This window comes from Streptomyces sp. N35 (genome assembly GCF_016464295.1).
In the GTDB taxonomy this organism is placed as follows: Bacteria; Actinomycetota; Actinomycetes; order Streptomycetales; family Streptomycetaceae; genus Streptomyces.
Window position 1 is genome coordinate 43,890 of record NZ_JAEIMH010000049.1, and the last position, 17,797, is coordinate 61,686.

Annotated in this window: 15 protein-coding genes; 6 read left to right on the top strand and 9 right to left on the bottom strand. The window is 69.7% G+C overall.

All coding sequences use genetic code 11. The features are described 5' to 3' along the window. Nucleotides 1–138: 138 nt before the first annotated feature. The 3 genes from JAO81_RS25345 to JAO81_RS25355 form a co-directional block, all read right to left on the bottom strand. Nucleotides 139–912 carry an RNA methyltransferase gene (locus JAO81_RS25345; RefSeq protein WP_199550231.1) on the bottom strand — a complete coding sequence of 258 codons (774 nt, stop codon included), beginning with the start codon at nt 910–912 and terminating at the stop codon, nt 139–141. 31 nt (nt 913–943) lie between these two features. Further along, nucleotides 944–2,200, bottom strand: coding sequence for an HTTM domain-containing protein (locus tag JAO81_RS25350; protein ID WP_199550252.1), 1,257 nt, complete (start codon nt 2,198–2,200; stop codon nt 944–946). Between the two features lie 65 nt (nt 2,201–2,265). After that, nucleotides 2,266–3,042, bottom strand: coding sequence for a DUF5819 family protein (locus JAO81_RS25355; protein WP_374194346.1), 777 nt, complete (start codon nt 3,040–3,042; stop codon nt 2,266–2,268). A gap of 549 nt (nt 3,043–3,591) precedes the next feature. Between JAO81_RS25355 and paaA the strand changes: the two genes are divergently transcribed. From paaA to JAO81_RS25385, 6 genes are all read left to right on the top strand, one after another. Continuing rightward, nucleotides 3,592–4,584, top strand: coding sequence for a 1,2-phenylacetyl-CoA epoxidase subunit PaaA (paaA, locus tag JAO81_RS25360; RefSeq protein ID WP_199550233.1), 993 nt, complete (start codon nt 3,592–3,594; stop codon nt 4,582–4,584). After that, on the top strand, nt 4,581–4,865 hold the full coding sequence (paaB, locus tag JAO81_RS25365; protein WP_199550234.1) for a 1,2-phenylacetyl-CoA epoxidase subunit PaaB: 285 nt from the start codon (nt 4,581–4,583) through the stop codon (nt 4,863–4,865). The genes paaA and paaB overlap by 4 nt, the downstream gene beginning before the upstream one ends. Further along, entirely contained in the window at nt 4,862–5,629 is a 768-nt protein-coding gene (gene paaC / locus JAO81_RS25370; RefSeq protein ID WP_374194345.1) for a 1,2-phenylacetyl-CoA epoxidase subunit PaaC, read from the top strand. The genes paaB and paaC overlap by 4 nt, the downstream gene beginning before the upstream one ends. After that, complete coding sequence (gene paaD / locus JAO81_RS25375) at nt 5,626–6,135, top strand: 1,2-phenylacetyl-CoA epoxidase subunit PaaD (protein WP_307813666.1); 510 nt, start codon at nt 5,626–5,628, stop codon at nt 6,133–6,135. The genes paaC and paaD overlap by 4 nt, the downstream gene beginning before the upstream one ends. After that, nucleotides 6,135–7,211, top strand: coding sequence for a 1,2-phenylacetyl-CoA epoxidase subunit PaaE (gene paaE, locus JAO81_RS25380; RefSeq protein ID WP_199550236.1), 1,077 nt, complete (start codon nt 6,135–6,137; stop codon nt 7,209–7,211). The genes paaD and paaE overlap by 1 nt, the downstream gene beginning before the upstream one ends. Nucleotides 7,212–7,520: 309 nt before the next feature. Next, on the top strand, nt 7,521–8,654 hold the full coding sequence (locus JAO81_RS25385) for an acyl-CoA dehydrogenase family protein (protein WP_199550237.1): 1,134 nt from the start codon (nt 7,521–7,523) through the stop codon (nt 8,652–8,654). Nucleotides 8,655–8,706: 52 nt separating this feature from the next. Here JAO81_RS25385 and JAO81_RS25390 read toward each other — a convergent pair whose 3' ends face one another. The 6 genes from JAO81_RS25390 to aspT (JAO81_RS25415) all read right to left on the bottom strand — a co-directional run bounded on the left by JAO81_RS25390 (nt 8,707) and on the right by aspT (JAO81_RS25415) (nt 17,548). Continuing rightward, nucleotides 8,707–9,054 (bottom strand): rhodanese-like domain-containing protein, encoded by a 348-nt coding sequence (locus JAO81_RS25390; RefSeq protein WP_199550238.1) that lies wholly within the window; start codon nt 9,052–9,054, stop codon nt 8,707–8,709. 135 nt (nt 9,055–9,189) lie between these two features. Then, nucleotides 9,190–10,017, bottom strand: a complete 828-nt coding sequence (locus JAO81_RS25395; RefSeq protein ID WP_307813668.1) for a J domain-containing protein — start codon at nt 10,015–10,017, stop codon at nt 9,190–9,192. Nucleotides 10,018–10,738: 721 nt separating this feature from the next. Beyond that, on the bottom strand, nt 10,739–12,169 hold the full coding sequence (locus JAO81_RS25400; RefSeq protein ID WP_307813677.1) for a DUF2252 domain-containing protein: 1,431 nt from the start codon (nt 12,167–12,169) through the stop codon (nt 10,739–10,741). 298 nt (nt 12,170–12,467) lie between these two features. After that, entirely contained in the window at nt 12,468–14,120 is a 1,653-nt protein-coding gene (locus tag JAO81_RS25405; RefSeq protein ID WP_199550240.1) for a bifunctional aspartate transaminase/aspartate 4-decarboxylase, read from the bottom strand. 26 nt (nt 14,121–14,146) lie between these two features. Continuing rightward, nucleotides 14,147–15,850 (bottom strand): aspartate-alanine antiporter, encoded by a 1,704-nt coding sequence (gene aspT / locus JAO81_RS25410; protein WP_199550241.1) that lies wholly within the window; start codon nt 15,848–15,850, stop codon nt 14,147–14,149. 18 nt (nt 15,851–15,868) lie between these two features. Next, a complete protein-coding gene (gene aspT / locus JAO81_RS25415) occupies nt 15,869–17,548 on the bottom strand; it encodes an aspartate-alanine antiporter (RefSeq protein ID WP_199550242.1) in 1,680 nt (559 codons plus the stop codon). Nucleotides 17,549–17,797: the final 249 nt, after the last annotated feature.

The window sequence follows — 17,797 nt, forward strand, 5'->3', positions numbered from 1 at the left end:
AGGGGCTGCGCCCCCGGTTTCGGGAAGGGGCGGGTAGGGGAAATCAGCCCGCCGCAGGCGCCCCCACCCGCACCCGACAACGCACGCACACCGGCACAGGCATCCGCACACGCACCCGCACCCGCACCCGCACCCGCCTCAACCGAACTCGTGCCCCGCCGACCAGTGGAACAGGGTCATCCCCACACTGGTCGCCAGGTTGTAGCTGGACACCTGCGACCGCATCGGCAGAGACACCAAGTGGTCCGCACGGTCCCGCAGTTCGGGCGAGAGCCCACCGCGCTCCGACCCGAAGGCGAGCAACGCATCGTCGGGCAGCACGTACGAGCGGATGTCCTTGCCCTCAGGATCGAGGGCGAACAACGGACCAGCCGGCAGCTCCGGGACGCTCAACCGCTCGACCGCCGTGGCGAAGTGCAGCCCCGCCGCTCCCCGTACAACCGTGGAGTGCCACGGATCCAACGGCCCCGTCGTGACCACCCCGGTCGCCCCGAACCCGGCGGCGAGACGGATCACGGCCCCCGCGTTGCCGAGGTTGCGCGGCTGATCGAGCACAACGACCGGCGCACGGCGCGCGGTGTCGGACAGCGCCGCGAGCCGCGCGGTACGGGAGGGCCGTACCGCCAGCGCCGCGATCCGCGTCGGATGCAGCCGTGGCACGAGCGTGCGCAGCACGTCATCGGGTACGTCGACGGCCCGCGCGGCCAGCGCCCCGGCGACATCCGGGGCGAGGTCCGCGGCGAGATCGAGGACGCCCTGCCGGTCCGACGTGAGCACGAGCGGAATCTCCGCGCCGAAGCGCAGAGCGTGCTTCAGGGCGTGAAAGCCGTCGAGGAGCACGCAGTCGTCGGCGTGGGTACGCCATCGTCGTACGACATCCGTGTTCTCCGTACCGGCCTTGCCCGCGCTCATGGCGTGCAGCCTACGCGCGCGTGTGCCCGGCCTACGCGCGCGCGTGCTCGACGCTTTCCGGCTCCCGCTCCGCCCGGAGGTGGTCCTCCTCGTCCACGCGCTGCGCGGGCAGTTCCGCCCCCCGCCGGGGCAGCACCCGGTCCCGTACCCGCGTAGCGACACGTTCGAGCCGGCGCAGGAAGGTGGTCGGCAGGAAGACCGCGTCCGCGGCAATCATCGCAAGCGAGAAGAACGGCAGCCCGAGAATCACCGCGATCACCGCATGCTCGGTGATCATCGCGGCGAGCAGCACGTTCTTCACGCGCCGGTTGAAGAGCGTGAAGGGGAAGGCGACCTGGACCGCGACCGTGCCGTAGGTGATCAGAAGCAGCGGCAGGGCGAACGACGAGAGCAGCTCGGAGAGAGCCGGCCAGGGCGAGAAGTAGTCGAGGTGCAGCGGGTAGTGCACCGCCGTGCCGTCCTGCCAGCGGCCACCCTGGATCTTGTACCAGCCGGCCGTGGCATAGATCAGACAGGCCTCGGCCATGATCACGACCAGCGCCGTGTTGTGCAGCAGATTGCGGACGACGTCCGCCAGGATCCGCGGCTGCTCGCTCCCGTACCGCCTGACGCACCAGCTCAGGGCGGTCCCGAGCCAGACACCCCACAACAGGTACGGCACGATCGGCAGATTCCAGGGAAGCTCCGTCTCCCAGTCGAACTTGCCGGTGAACGTGCCGAAGAGCAGCAGCCCGCCGAGCACCGTCCACAGAAGAGGACCGACCCGGTCGTCCCCCTCGGGCCTGCGGACCGCACGCCGTGCGTCGAGGGACCAGACCCGGCCGCACTGCGTGAAGACCAGGTAGATCGCCATCAGATGGATGACGTTGTCGCCGCCGTCGCCCATGAACACGCTGCGGTTCTGCAGCGACAGCACCCCGACCATGAAAAGCACGGACATCGTCCGGGTCCGCCACCCCACCAGGAGCAGGGCGCTGGACAGCACGGCCAGGAGGTAGACGAACTCGAACCAGCCGCGTCCGTCGTCCCACATCAGCACGGTGAAGGCACGGTTGTCCGCGATCAGCTGCTGCGCCATGTCCCAGCCCCAGGGCCCCTCGGGACCGTAGAGCTCATGGCGGTGCGGGAACTCGCGCAGCAGGAAGAGCAGCCAGGTCAGCGAGAAGCCGATCCGGATGACGGCGCTCTGATACGGACCCAGTGCGGCGCCCGTGACCCGCAGCACACCGTTGGCCACGGACTGATCGAAGCGACGCTTCGCCAGGGGCGGCTCGTAACTGCTGCTCATTGGCCGCTCATGGCTGCCGCTCATCGGCCGCTCGTCGCTTCTCCTGATCGGCCGCTCATGGCTGCTCATCGGTCGCTCACCTCACGGTCGCGGGACGTGATCGTCCACCAGGGCAGCTCACGGAAGGACGGCTTCGAGTCGACCTTCTCCGCGCTCCACTTGGGCGGCTGCACATTGGTCGTGGAGGAGCGCAGCTGAATGCGCTCGACGGTGCCGCCGAGCGGTTCGCGGTCGAAGCGGAGCAGTGCGATCCGGCGGAGGTAGCGCTCGGAGAGGTCGCCGCGCAGACCGTTGGAGACGTTCTCGCTGGTGTGCGAGCCGTTGTAGAAGTCCCAGGCGCGGCGCAGTTCGTTCTGCTGCGTGTGGCTGGGCAGCAGATTGCCGTCGATCGCGGCGCCGTCCTGTGCGGAGAGGTTGATCCAGCCGGTCGTACGCAGATGCCCGCCCTCCATGCGCACCGTGGCGCGGGCGTGCACGGCGACGTTCTGCTGCAGCGGGTTGGGGGCGAACAGCTTCCAGTTCTGCTCGAACTCCGGGTAGATCCACCCGTCCACCGCTTCCCCGTACTCCCTGGAAGCACTGTTGGACGGGGCCACGTGCAGGAACACCATGCCGAGATGCACCGCACCGACCACCGCGACCACGGCGAGCACCAGGGCGGCGGCCAGCTGGTAGGGGAGGGTGAGGGCGGTGAGCCCACCGGACGCACCGGACAGACCCCTCCCTCCCGGGGGCCGAGCCCCTTTGAGACTATCGGCCCCCACTGACAACGCCGGGTCGGCCAACTCCGCGTCCACCAGATCCACGCCCCCCGACGACGAGCCCCTCAACGCCGGGTCCACCTCGGGCAACGCCTGGTCCACCTCAGGCCTGGGCGGCGACACCTCAGACCTGACCGGCACCACCTCAGACCTGGCCGGCGCTTCCTCGGACCTGACCGGCGGACGGACTCCCGGGCCGCGTTCGGTCCTGTCGGACGCCGACGGACCCTCCGCCGCTGCGGGCGAAGCCGCAGTCCCCGGACCCTCCGCCCCCGCGAACGAAGCCGCAGTTCCCGGCCCCTCCGCCCCCGCGAACGAAGCCGCAGTTCCCGGACCCTCCGCTGCGGGCGGAGCCGCGGTTTCGGACCCCGGACCCGCGCCCGTGTCCTCGTCGTACGCGTCCATTCCGCCCCGATCCCCATCCGCCTGCTGCCGCTACGGGTCGGAACGGTACTCAGCGTCGGTCGCCACGCACAGCTCTCGTGACGTTATCCACAGGGTTGACACCCTACGGCCGCCGGTCCCACCATGGAAACCAAGCGAACCGAACGATCGGTCGGTAGATTGATCAAGGCGACCGCGAAGACGCGGGCAGGCCGGGGATCGAGTGCCGAGGCAAGGGGGCCGGGCATGGCGACGGTGACAGACGCTGGTCAGACGGCGGTGGACGCTGCCCGTACGGCGGTGTTCGACGCCGCCGTGGCCGCCGACGAGCGGATCGAGCCGCGGGACTGGATGCCCGACGCGTATCGCGCGACGCTGGTGCGCCAGATCGCGCAGCACGCGCACTCCGAGATCATCGGCATGCAGCCGGAGGCCAACTGGATCACGCGCGCGCCCTCACTGCGCCGCAAGGCGATCCTGATCGCCAAGGTCCAGGACGAGGCGGGACACGGGCTGTATCTGTACAGCGCCGCCGAAACCCTCGGCACCAGCCGCGAAGAGCTCCTCGACAAGCTGCACGCGGGCCGCCAGAAGTACTCCTCGATCTTCAACTACCCCACCTTGACCTGGGCCGACGTCGGCGCGATCGGCTGGCTCGTGGACGGTGCGGCGATCACCAACCAGGTGCCGATCTGCCGCTGTTCCTACGGGCCGTACGCCCGCGCGATGGTGCGGATCTGCAAGGAGGAGTCCTTCCATCAGCGCCAGGGCTTCGAGCTGCTGCTGACTCTCAGCCGCGGCACCGAGGCACAGCACGCGATGGCGCAGGACGCGGTGAACCGCTGGTGGTGGCCGTCGCTGATGATGTTCGGCCCGCCGGACGACGAGTCCTCGCACTCCGCGCAGTCCATGGCCTGGAAGATCAAGCGCCACTCCAACGACGAGCTACGCCAGCGCTTCGTCGACATCGCCGTCCCGCAGGCGGAAGCGCTCGGACTCACCCTCCCTGACCCGGACTTGAGGTGGAACGAGGAGCGGGGGCAGCACGACTTCGGGGCCATCGACTGGAGCGAGTTCTGGGACGTCCTCAAGGGCAATGGTCCGTGCAACGAGCAGCGGATCACCCAGCGCCGCACCGCCCATGAGGAAGGCGCCTGGGTACGGGACGCGGCGGCCGCACACGCCGCGAAGCACACCACGGCACGCAGCGCACAGAACGAGCAGGAGGCAACGGCATGAGCGGCGACTGGCCCTTGTGGGAGGTGTTCGTACGTTCGCGGCGCGGGCTCTCGCACACCCACGCCGGCAGCCTGCACGCACCGGATGCGGAGCTTGCCCTGCGCAATGCCCGCGATCTGTACACGCGGCGCAGCGAAGGCATCTCGATCTGGGTGGTCCCGTCCACCGCGATCACCGCTTCGTCGCCGGACGAGAAGGACCCGTTCTTCGAGCCGTCCGCCGACAAGCCGTACCGGCACCCGACGTTCTACGAGATCCCGGACGGGGTGAAGCACCTGTGAGCGCACCTTTGACCGCACCTGTGAGCGCGCCCGTGACCGCACCCGTGGACACCACCGCACCTCTCACCGCCGTTCTCGCGCTCGGCGACGACGCCTTGGTGCTCTCCCACCGGCTCGCCCAGTGGGCCGGCCACGCGCCGGTGCTGGAGGAGGAGGTGGCGCTCGCCAATATCGCCCTCGACCTGCTCGGCCAGGCCCGGGTGCTGCTCTCGATGGCCGGTGACGAGGACGAACTGGCGTATCTCCGCGAGGAGCGCGCCTTCCGCAACCTCCAGCTGGTCGAGCAGCCGAACGGCGACTTCGCCCACACCATCGTCCGCCAGCTCCTCTTCTCCACCTACCAGCGTTTCCTGTACGAGGCGTTGGCCGGCGACCAGGTCTTCGGGCCGCTCGCCGCCAAGGCGGTCAAGGAGGTGGCGTACCACCAGGACCACGCCGAGCAGTGGACGCTCCGCCTCGGCGACGGCACGGACGAGAGCCAGGCGCGGATGCAGCGCGGGCTCGATGCTCTGTGGCGCTACACCGGGGAGATGTTCCGTCCGGTCGACGGCCTGGAGTCGGTCGACTGGCAGAAGCTGGAGGCCCGTTGGCTCTCCTCGGTCACCGCCGTGATCGAGCGCGCCACCCTGCGGGTACCGGAAGGTCCGCGCACCGGGGCATGGACCGCGGGCGCGGGACGCGAAGGGCTGCACACGGAGCCGTTCGGGCGGATGCTCGCCGAGATGCAGCATCTGCACCGCAGCCACCCGGGGGCGTCGTGGTGACCGCCGAACGCACCCGCGAGCGCACCCCCCTCGAGCAGCGGCTCTGGGAGCTCGCGGGAGCCGTGCCCGACCCCGAGCTGCCGATGGTCACCCTGGCCGACCTCGGGATACTGCGCGATCTGCGGATGTTCGGCCCCGGCGAGGTCCGTGTCGAGATCACCCCCACGTACACCGGCTGCCCCGCCGTCGAAGCGATGTCCTGCGACATCGAGGACGTGCTGCGCGCCGAGGGCCTGCCCGAGGTGACCGTACGGACCGTGCTCGCACCGGCCTGGTCCACCGCCGACATCACCGCGGAGGGCCGCCGCAAGCTCGCCGCGTCGGGCATCGCCCCACCCCGGCCGCAGCCGGCGGACGGTCCGATACCGCTGACGCTCGCCGTGCGCTGCCCGCACTGCGGCTCCATCGATACGGAGCTGCTCAGCCGTTTCTCGTCCACCGCGTGCAAGGCGCTGCGGCGGTGCGTGAGCTGCCGTGAACCGTTCGACCACTTCAAGGAGTTGTGATGGGGGCCCCTGCCAAGTCCCGGTTCCACGCTCTGCGCGTGACCGCGGTCGACCGGCTCACCGACGACTCCGTGGCCCTGACCTTCGCCGTGCCGCCGGAGCTCCGCGCGGAGTACCGCTATGCGCCGGGCCAGCATCTGGCGATACGGCGCCATGCGGAGGGTGCCGAGATCCGTCGTACGTACTCGGTGTGCTCACCCGTGCTCGGGGCGGACGGTCCCGCCGAGGTGCGCGTGGGCGTACGCCTGGTCGAGGGCGGCGAGTTCTCCACGTACGCGCACAAGGAGATCGCCATCGGTGACACGCTCGACGTGATGACCCCCGCGGGCCGGTTCACGCTGGAGCCGCGGCCGGGGCACTTCGCCGCGGTCGTCGGCGGCAGCGGCATCACACCGGTGCTGTCCATCGCCGCCACGCTTCTCGCGCGGGAGCCGGAGGCTCGTTTCTGTCTGATACGGAGTGATCGCAGCGCTGCCTCGACGATGTTCCTGGAGGAGGTGGCCGACCTCAAGGACCGTTATCCACAGCGCTTCCAGCTGGTCACCGTGTTGTCGCGGGAGGAGCAGCAGGCGGGCCTCCCGTCGGGCCGGCTCGACGAGGAGCGGCTGACCGGGCTGCTCCCTGCGCTGCTGCCCGTCGAGCGGATCGACGGATGGTTTCTGTGCGGACCCTTCGGCCTGGTGCAGGGCGCCGAGCGCGCGCTGCGGGGGCTCGGGGTGGAGCGGGCTCGGATCCACGAGGAGATCTTCCATGTGGACTCCGGCACGGCCCCGGCAACCTCGCAGGCGCCCGTCGTGGCACACAGCCGGGTGACGGCGCAGCTCGACGGACGGTCTGGGAACTGGCCGGTCCAGGACGGCGAGTCCCTTCTGGAGACCGTCCTGCGCAACCGTCCGGACGCTCCGTATGCCTGCAAGGGCGGGGTCTGCGGCACCTGCCGCGCTTTCCTGGTCTCCGGTGAGGTGCGGATGGACCGCAACTATGCGCTGGAGCCGGAGGAGACGGACGCGGGCTATGTCCTGGCCTGCCAGTCCCATCCAGCCACGGAGCAGGTGGAGTTGGACTTCGACCGCTGAGGCACCCGGCCGAGCCCTGCCATGGCCGGGCGGGCCCTGCCATGGCCGGGTGGGCCGTCCCATCGCGGCGGACCGTCCCATCGCGGCGGACCGTCCCATCGCGGCGGGGTGATCCCATCGTGGCGGGGTGATCCCATCGTGGCGGGGCCATCCCGTCTCGGTGTGCGATCCCGCCCCGGTGTGCGATCCCGCCCGGGCGGAGCCATTCCAATCCGCTAGAACCTGTTCTATCTTGACGGTCCGTCAGATGGCGGTGCCCGTATTGCCGGGCGCCGCCGGACAGAGCCGGCGCGCACGGGAGGACAGGCAGTGGACTTCGACTTCACCGAAGAGCAGCAGGCGGCCGTCGAGGCGGCCAAGGCGGTCTTCGCCGGCGTGGACGTGGACGCGGTGCCGAGTCCGGCCCTGACCCCCGGAGCCGTCGCCGACGATTTCGACCGCGCGCTGTGGGCCAAGCTCGCCGAGGCGGACGTGCTGAGTCTGCTGCTCTCGGACGAGTACGACGGGGCGGGCCTCGACGCCATCGCCCTCTGCCTCGTCCTGCGCGAGTCGGCGAAGGTACTGGCCCGCGTACCGCTTCTGGAGTCCAGCGCGGCCGCCAAGACCCTTGAGACATACGGAAGTTCCGAGGCCAAGGCTCGGATCCTGCCGGGCGTGGCCGGCGGCACCACGGTCCTCACCGTCGCCGCCAACGGCCGCACCGGCCACGACGGTGCCGAACTCGCCGTCTCCGCACGCCCCGACGGCGCCGACTGGGTGCTCGACGGACTGCAGACCGGGGTGCCCTGGGCGCAGACCGCGGACTACACGGTCGTCCCCGCGCACACCGCCGACGGCAGCACCCTGCTCGCACTCGTGCCCCGGGTCCAGGACGGGCTCACGCTCGCCGACCAGTTCTCCACTTCGGGCGAACGTTTCGCCGAACTCCGCCTGGAGTCCGTACGGATCGCCGCCACCGACGTCATCGACGCCGACGGCGCCTGGGAGTCCCTGCACCAGCTGCTCGCCACCGGAACGTGTGCGCTCGCACTCGGTCTCGGCGAGGGCGTGCTGGGCATGACCAGCGAATACACCAGCAAGCGGGAGCAGTTCGGGCACCCGGTGGCCACGTTCCAGGCGGTGGCTGTGCAGGCCGCGGACCGCTTCATCGATCTGCGCGCCATGGAGGTCACCCTCTGGCAGGCGGCCTGGCGTATCTCCACGGGCGCGGGCGGTGCGCTGCCGGCCGCGGGCGATATCGCGGTGGCGAAGATCTGGGCCTCGGAAGGCGTCCGCAGGGTCGTACAGACCGCACAGCATCTGCACGGCGGCTTCGGCGCCGACACCGATTACGCACTGCACCGCTATCACGCCTGGGCCAAGCAGCTGGAGCTGTCACTCGGGCCGGCCGCGGCCCACGAGGAGGCCCTCGGCGAGCTCCTTGCCACGCACACGCTGGCCTGAGCATGCCGAAGCCGGGCACCCGCTCGCAGGTGCCCGGCCTGTGCATCCGGGCTCAGACGACGAAGCCCTGCTGCCCCTTGTCGTCCACGACGGAGCGGCCGGCCATGTGCCAGGACTCCATACCGCCGGCGACGTTCACCGCGTCGATGCCCTGCTGCACGAGGTACATCGTGACCTGGGCGGAACGTCCGCCGGAGCGGCAGATGACGTTCACCTTGCCGTCCTGCGGCGCCGCCTCGGTCAACTCGCCGTAGCGGGCGACGAATTCACTCATGGGGATATGCAGCGCGTGCGGGGCGTGGCCCGCCTGCCACTCGTCGTCCTCACGGACGTCCACCAGGAAGTCGCTGTCGTTCAGCGCGTCGACGCCGACCGTGGGCACACCAGAACCGAAAACCATGCCCCGACGCTACCCGACCACGCGCCTGCCCCGTTCCCGGCGTCGGCCCGGCCGCAGCCACCCCGCTTCGGCCCGGCCGCAGCCACCCACCGCATCAGCCGGCCGCAGCTGTCCGGCCGCCGCCGTCCGTATCGGCTACTGCGCGAGTGACGCCAGCTCCGCCTCGCGCTCGCCGACCTGCGCGATCAGCTGCTCGGCGATCTGCTCGAGCAGGCGGTCCGGGTCGTCGGGCGCCATCCGCAGCATGGACCCGATCGGGCCCTCCTCCAGATCGCGTGCGACCACGGACAGGAGCTCCTTGCGCCGTGCGAGCCATTCGAGGCGCGCGTACAGCTCCTCGCTCTCACTGGGCTGCTGCTCGGGCGGTACGGGACCGGCCGCCCACTCCTCGGTGAGCTCGCGAAGCAGCGGCTCGTCGCCTCGGGCGTAGGCGGCATTGGCCCGGGCGATGAACTCGTCACGCCGGGCGCGCTCCTTGTCGTCCTGAGCCAGATCGGGGTGGGCCTTGCGTACGAGGTCGCGGTAGAGCTTGCGGGCCTCGTCGCTGGGCCGCACCCGCTCGGGCGCGCGCACCGGCTGGTCGTTGAGCATCGCGGCGGCCTCGGGGGAGAGGCCGTCGGAGTCGATCCACTCGTTGAACAGCTCGGACACATCGGGCATCGGCAGCACCCGGGCCCGCAGCTCCTGGGCGGCCCGCAGGTCGTCCGGGTCCCCGGTGCGCGCGGCCTTCGCCTCGGCGATCAGGGCGTCGAGCTCTTCGAGCCGGGCGTACATGGGGCCGAGCTTCTGGTGGTGCAGCCGCGAGAAGTTCTCCACCTCGACGCGGAAGGTCTCGACGGCGATCTCGTACTCGATCAGGGCCTGCTCGGCCGCCCGCACGGCCCGCTCCAGCCGCGCCTCGGGCCGCTCCTGCGCGGCGTCCTGCGGCGGCGGTACGGGCTCGTCAGCTTCCGGGGTCGTCACCCGTCCAGCCTAGGCCACCCGCCTCCGCGTCCTGCCCTATATCCCGTACGGGCCGCGGCGCAGGTGAGCGACCTGGCACTGCCCCACCTCCGCGCCCTGCCCGAACAGCGTGCCTCGACTGCTGTGCCCCACCCCCGCCCACCCCGATGCTCGCGCCCGCGGCTTCGTCCTCAGGTCACGCCCGCGGCTTCGTCCTGAAGTCACGCCCGCCGCTTCGTCCTGCGGACACGCCCGCGGCTTCGTCCCGAGGACACGCCCGCAGCTTCGTCCTGAGGACACGCCCGCAGCTTCGTCCCGAGGACACACCCGCAGCTTCGTCCCGAAGACACGCCCGCAGCTTCGTCGTGGGGTCGGTGCCGGTCCGGGGTACCTGTCATACGGGCAATGGCACCGTTCCCGCGAAGGGGGCCGCCGACGTCGGGGGCGCCCGTATGACAGGCACCCCTCCCCGTCCCCTTCCGCCGTCGCGCGGCTACCGGCCGGTGGGTGTCCGCGTCACAGCACCCGTCAGCGAGCAACCGCGCCGGTGGGGGTACGCGTCACAGCACCGGCCACGGCACGCGTCAGCGAGCAAGCGCGCCGGTGGGTGTCCGCGTCACAGCACCGGCCACGGCACCCGTCAGCGAGCAAGCGCGCACGGCCTCGTTCCTGCACTCCTCACCACCCGTCTCGCACCCCGTTACAGCCCGAGCCCACACAGCACCTCGCCGAAGTCGTCCCCTCACACCCCCACCTCAGCCTCAACCCGCCCCTCCCGCACCGCCGCCTCCAGTACCGCGTGGTCCGCCTCCGTGCGGTCCGCGTACGCCACCGCGAAAGCGGCCATGGCCTCGTCCAGCTCCTCCGTCTTGCCGCAGTAGCCCGAGATCAGCCGCGGGTCCGCGCAGTGCGCATGGGCGCGGGCCAGCAGGGCACCGGTCATCCGGCCGTAGTCGTCCAGCTGGTCGGCGGCGAGCTCGGCCGGGTCGACGCTGCCCTTGCGGTTCCTGAACTGCCGTACCTGGAAAGGACGTCCCTCGACGGTGGTCCAGCCGAGCAGGATGTCGCTGACCACCTGCATGCGCTTCTGGCCGAGGACGACGCGACGGCCCTCGTGCCCCGTCTCGGGCGCCTTGAAGCCGGCCACCGGCAGGTGCGGGGCGAGCGCCGACGGGCGTGCCTCCTTCACCTGCAGGACGAACGGCTCGCCCCGGTGGTCCTGCAGCAGCACCACGTACGAACGGGTGCCGACCGACCCCGTGCCCACCACGCGGAAGGCCACGTCCTGGATCGCATGCCGGGCGAGCAGCGGCAGCCGGTCCTCGCCCAGTGTGCTCACGTACTCCTCGAGCGAAGCCGCCACCGCCGCGGCCTCCGCGTCCGGAACCCGCCGCAGTACCGGCTTTGCATCGACGAACCGCAGGCTGCCGTCCTCGAGCGTCTCGGTGGACTTGGCCGCGAAGCGCCCACTGGTGTTGCGCCGTGCCTTCTCGGAGACCCGCTCCAGGGTGCCGAGCAGGTCGTGGGCGTCGGTGTGCGAGACCAGCTCCTCGTCGGCGATCGCATGCCATGCCTCGAGGGCCGGCAGCTTCGCCATCAGCCGCATCGTGCGCCGGTACGCCCCCGCCGCGTCCGCCGCCGCCTCGCGGCAGGTGTCCTCGCCCACCCCGGCCACGCGCCCGGCCACCACGAGCGAGGTGACGAGCCGCTTCAGATCCCACTCCCAGGGCCCGATCACCGTCTCGTCGAAGTCATTGAGGTCGATGACGAGTCCGCCGCGCGCGTCCCCGTACAGACCGAAGTTCCCCGCGTGCGCATCGCCGCAGATCTGCGCGCCGATACCGGTCACCGGGGTGCGGGCCAGGTCGTACGCCATGAGCCCCGCGGAACCGCGCAGGAACGCGAAGGGGTTCGCTGACATCCGTCCCACCCGCAGCGGGGTGAGCCCGGGGATCCGGCCCGCGCTCGACTCCTCGACGGCCGAGACCGCGTCGGGCCGGCCCGGGTCCGCGGTGAACTCGGCGTGCGCGGACCGTCCTATGCGCTCCCGCAGCGCCTTCCCCCGGCGCTTGGGCGAATCCTCGGCCCCCCACTGTGCGAAGCCCTGCACGCTCGGAATCCGTGCGTCCACGGCCCCGTCCTGCGCCGGCACCCGCGCCTGCCGCTGCTGCACGATCGCCTCGGTCTCGCCCACGACGGCCCTCCCCGTTCTCCCAGGTCCGCCGTGCGCGGACATCGACTGCCCCAGACCGTACGCTGCCTCGCCCGAGCGCGTCAGAGCCTGTGGATAACTCCGCCGGCACCCTCCACAACTGCCGCGCACCGGCTCCCCCGCAACTGCCGCACCCGGCACGCGAAGGGGCCCGCAGCTCCCGCCGCGGACCCCAATCACCCTACGAAAAGGCGGACTTACTCCTTCAAGTCCACTTATCCCTCAAGTCCGCTTACCCCTTCGAAGCCCGCCACTCCGCTTACCCCTTCGAAGCCCGCCACTCCGCGATGTAGTCATCGAAGATCGCCCGCAGATGGTGCCCGATCTTCAGGTAGTCCAGATCGTCGAGGTTGGCCAGAGAGACCCGCACGGACCACTCCGGGCCGTCGAAACCGCCGCCGTTGAGCAGTACGACGTGGGTCTGCTCGGCGAGCCGGAACAGCGGGTCGACGGGCTCGTAGTTCTTCTCGAGGAAGTCCGCGAAATCCTTGCCCTGTGTGCGCTCCGCCTCGGCGAGCAGATCGAGTTCGATGTAGTAGCCGGCGCGCTGCGCGTCCTCGCTGATCTTCATCTGGGCGCCTTCGAGCAGCAGGTCGAGGCGCTGCTGCACGATGGAGCGGACCTTGAGCTTGTACGCCTGCCCTTCGTCGAGCATGTCGAAGAGGGAGAACAGCACCATCTGCACCTGCTGCGGCAGCGAGAGGCCCGCGGTGTGGTTGAGGGCGACCTGCCGGGAGTCGGCGACGAGGCGGTCGATGAACCTGATCTTCTCGGGCTCCAGCGTCAGCGTCCCGTACCTCTTGTTGAGACGTTCCTTCTCCTCGGCCGGGAGGTTCGCGATCATCTCGTCGATCACGTTGTCGTCGTGCAGGCCGATCACTCCGAGCCGCCAGCCGGTGCAGCCGTAGTGCTTCGAGTACGAGTACACGAGCAGGGTGTTGCGGTTCAGGTCGGCGGCGATCGAGCGGAAGCCCTCGACGAAGGTGCCGTAGACGTCGTCGGTGACGAAGAGCAGGTTGGGGTTCTTCGTGGCGACGATGTCCTTGATCTGGTCGATCACGCGCTGGCTCATCGCCAGCGAGGGCGGGTTGGAGGGGTTGACGATGCAGGCCAGCTTGATGGCCGGGTCCTCCAGCTTGGCGACCTCTTCGGTGGGATAGCGCCATTCACGCACCCCGGTCTCGGCGAACATGCTCGCCGAGACGTGCACGACCTCGAACTCGTAGGTGTCGAGTTCCGGGATCTCCAGATACGGCGTGAACACCGGCGTCAGAAGGGCGATCTTGTCACCCTTCTTCAACAACCCGTTCTTCATCAGCGAGTCGAAGATGTAGCACATCGCGGCGGTGCCGCCTTCGGTGGCGAACAGGCTCAGGTTGTTGTCCGCCGGGGGCCTCTTGTCGAACATCTCGTCGCCGATGTAGCCACGGACGATCTGCTCGGCGTGCACCAGCATCCGGTCGGGGACCGGGTAGTTGTCGCCGACGATGGGGTCGGCGAGCTCGTGCAGGAAGGCGTCCCTGTCGGATCCGGAGCGCGCCCCCCCCTTCTCCACGCAGGCCTGCAGCATCTCCGTGCCGGGCAGTTCGGGGTTGGCGCGCAGCCAGCGGTCGAAGCGCTTGCCGATGTCGCCCTTCTCCGGCATCCCCCCGAGGTTGTCCGCGCTCCACACCCGCTTGGACTCCGAGAGCGCGAAGTAACCGAGCGCGAAGAACGCCTCGCGGGGGCCGGAGGCGATCCAGTTCGGATTGCCGCGCCCGGCGTTGAGCATCTGCGCGGAGGATTTCTCCTTCTGCCCGGGCTTGTCCTCCTGGACGGCCTGCGCGATCTGGATGAACTTGTCCTTCAGCTCGAACGGGCTGAGCTGGGCGAAGGACTGGATCTCCTCGCGCGTGAAAGTGGTCTTGGGCATGACGGCTCCCTGGAAGTTCCGTGAGGTCAGTGGTGCAGGAGGACGATGACGGCGCCCCAGATGGTCAGGAGCACATTGCCGATGGCGTACGGGACCGTGTAGCCGAGCGTCGGCACCTGGGACCGTGACTGTTCGTTGACGGCCCCGATGGCGGCCGTGGTGGTCTGGCCACCGGCCAGGACACCCATCAGGATCGGGAACCGGATCTTCTGGATGTGATGGCCGACCAGGAAGCCGACGATCAGCGGGATCAGGGTGGCGACGGCGCCGAAGACCAGCAGTCCCCAACCGGCCGTGGACAGGCCGGAGGTGAAGCTCGGGCCGGCGTTCAGGCCGACGACGGCGATGAACAGACAGAGCCCGAGCGTGTCCATGAACCACTGGGCACCCGGCGGTACGTTGCCGAAGGTCGGGTACTTGCCGCGGATCCAGCCGAAGACCAGGCCCATGATCAGCGCACCGCCCGAGGTGGACAGCGAGATCGGCACGCCTCCCGCCGTGAGCGCGGGGATGCCGATGCAGCCGCCGAGGAAGATCCCGAGGCCCACCCAGATCATGTCGGTGGCGAACGAGGTGGGCACCGGCTTGCCGATCGCCGCACCCGCCGGATCGACCAGCCGCCTGGGGCCGGTGAGGATCAGGGTGTCCCCGCGTTCGATCTTCGTGGAGAGCCGGTACGGGAACTCCGAGCCCGAGCGGTACAGCTTGTCGATGTAGACGCCCACCATGAACGGCTCGGCCCGCAACTCGGCGACGGTCTTGCCCAGTTGCTCCTTCTCCGAGGCGATCACGTGCAGCGTCTCGGTCTGGTAGCCGAGCAGCTCCGCGTCATCGGCCTCGGCGCCGATATGCGTCCGCGCGTCATAGGTGACCAGATCGCCGCGCAGCGCGCTGACGGCGACGATGTCGCCCTCCTGCAGCACGAGTTGCTGGTCGTGCTCCAGGACCTTGCCGTCGCGCCGCACATTGGTGAGGTAGATGCGCCGGCCCAGCTCCTTCTGCTGGCTCTCGAAGTCCTGGACCGTACGGCCGACCACATCGGGCCGCTGCACCGTGTACGCGCGCAGCACCACCTCGTAGTAGCCCTCGCCCAGATCGGGGTTCCCGGCCGGTACGTCCAACTCCGCCGCCAGCTGGGCGGATTCGTCGGCCAGGTTCCTGCGGTAGATCCGGGGCAGGACGTTGGCGAGCAGGAGCGCGCACAGGATGGTGCCGAGCGGGTAGCAGACGGCATAACCGACGGCGACGAGGTTCTGCTCGTCCTTGATCTGGTCGGCGGACAGTCCCGGCAGGTTGCTGATGGCGTCCTGCGCGACACCGATGACGGCGGACTGCGTCAGCGCCCCGCCGAGGAACCCGGCGCTCAGCCCCGGCCCGTATCCGAGCATCGAGACGAAGCCCCAGGACACCAGCAGACCGGTCACGCAGACCACCACGGCGTTGATGACCTGCGGAACGCCGTCCTTCTTCAATCCCTGGAAGAACTGCGGCCCGACCCGGTAGCCGAGGGCGAACAGGAACATCGTGAAGAACAGGTTCTTCACCGTGCCGTCGATCGTCACCTTGAGCTGCGCACCGAGCAGCAGCCCGGCGATCAGACATCCGGTGACCGCACCGAGCGCGATCGCCTTGTAGCGCAGCTTCCCGAACAGGAAGCCGATCGCGACCGTGAGGAACACCAGCAGCTCCGGATGGGGCTGGAAGATGTTCCGGTTGAGGAAATCGATCATGGCCGGAGCCCTTTCGCGCTAGGCACCGAGAATCCCGACGAGCACCGGACCGGTCAGGGGCAGCAGGAAGTTCGAGAGCGCGTACGTGATCGTGTAGCCGAGCATCGGCACGGAACTCTGTGCCGTCTGCGTGATCGCCGTGATCGCGGGCGTGGAGCACTGCTGGCCCGCGATGGCGCCGAGCAGCAGCGGGGTCTCGATCTTCATGAGCTTGCGGCCGACGATCAGCGAGATCGTGGCGGGGATCAGGACCATCGCGATCCCGGCGAACGGCAGCAGCGCCCCGTACTCCTTGAGCAGCGGCCCGGCCTGCGGCCCGGACACCAGGCCGGTGCAGGCGATGAAGACCGCCAGGCCCATGTCCTTGATGGTGGTCGCGGCCTGCGGCGGGAACGCGCCGAAGGTCTGCTTGCGGGAGCGGAACCAGCCGAAGAGCAGCCCCGAGATCAGACAACCGCCACCGGTGCCGAGCGACATCGGCACATCGCCGAACCTGACCACGATCTGCCCGATCAGTGAACCGACGGCGATACCGAGACCCAGATAGATGAAGTCGGTCGCGTCGTTCTTGACGACCGCGCCGAGCTTGTCGGTCAGCTTGCCGAGGCCCGAGCGGGCACCCGTCAGCGTCAGCACATCGCCCCGGTGCACCACGGTGTCGCCGTTCGCGGGCATCAGCTGGTCGCCGCGCAGCACCTCCGTGACGTACACACCGCTCTTGATGAACTCCGGGTGGTCCCGCTGCAGCTGGTCGATGTTCTGGCCCTCGGCCGCCTTGTCGGTGACGGCGACCTGGGTCGTGGCGAGCGGGGAGTCGAGGCCGGGCACCCCGGGCGTCTCCACGCCGATCTCGCGCCCGGCGTCGATGACATTGGCCCGCCGCCCCACGATCAGGACCAGGTCGGAAAGCGTCAGCTCGAGCTCCGGGGACGGGGTGAGCACCTTGCTGCCCCGCTTGATCTGCTCGACGGTGACCCGGCCGCCCATGGCCTGCTCCAGGTCACCGACCGTACGGCCGTCCCCGGCGGTCACCAGATAGGTGCGCCCGACCAGGCCCGGCAGGGCGGGCCGCTCATCGTGCTCGAGCGTCCCGGAGCCGCCGCGCATCCGTTCCCACAGTTCGCGCGAGGCCTCCCGCAGATCGGTCCGCAGCAGCCTCGGCATGATCTGGCTGGTGTAGAGGACGATCGTGACCAGGCCGAAGAGATAGCAGACGGTGTACGCGGTGGCCACGTGCCCCTGGTACTGGGTGATCTGGTCCGGGGTCAGCCCGTCGAGCTTGCCGATCGCCTCGGTGGCCGTACCGACGACCGCGGACTCGGTGGCGGCGCCGGCGAGGATGCCGGCGGCCGTACCCACATCCAGGTCGAACGCCTTGGCCAGACCGATGGCGATGGCCAGGACGCAGACGACCTCGATGGCGCACAGTGCGAAGAAGCGCAGGCTCTTGCGGTTCAGGTTCGCGAAGAACTGGGGCCCCGCCATGTAGCCGAGCGCGAAGATGAACAGCGCGAAGAACACGGTCTTCACATCACCGGACACCGAGGCCTTGGTCCACGCCCCGATCAGCAGGGACACGATCAGCGTGCCGCAGATGCCGCCCAGGGTGAGTGGCCCGACGCGGAGCTTGCCCACGAGATAGCCCAGGGCGAGGGAGATGAAGAGCGCGAATTCCGGATGGTCCTTGATGACGCCCATGGCCGCTCAGGTCGTCTTCGCGCGAGAAGCACGGAGTGAAAAATGTCCCATATGCGAAACCTAAAGGCCGCCTTGGGGAGCCGCTCTGCCGTAGGCGCCCGTTCGGGCTCCCACCCCGCTCCGTGACAAGCCCCACCCGCACCCGCGGGCGGCAAAGCCCCACGTGACAAGCCCCACACCCGAGGAGTACGCGGACACAGCAAGAAGAAGAGAGGCCTTCAGGACGCCGCTGCGGCGCGCCCCCCTGGG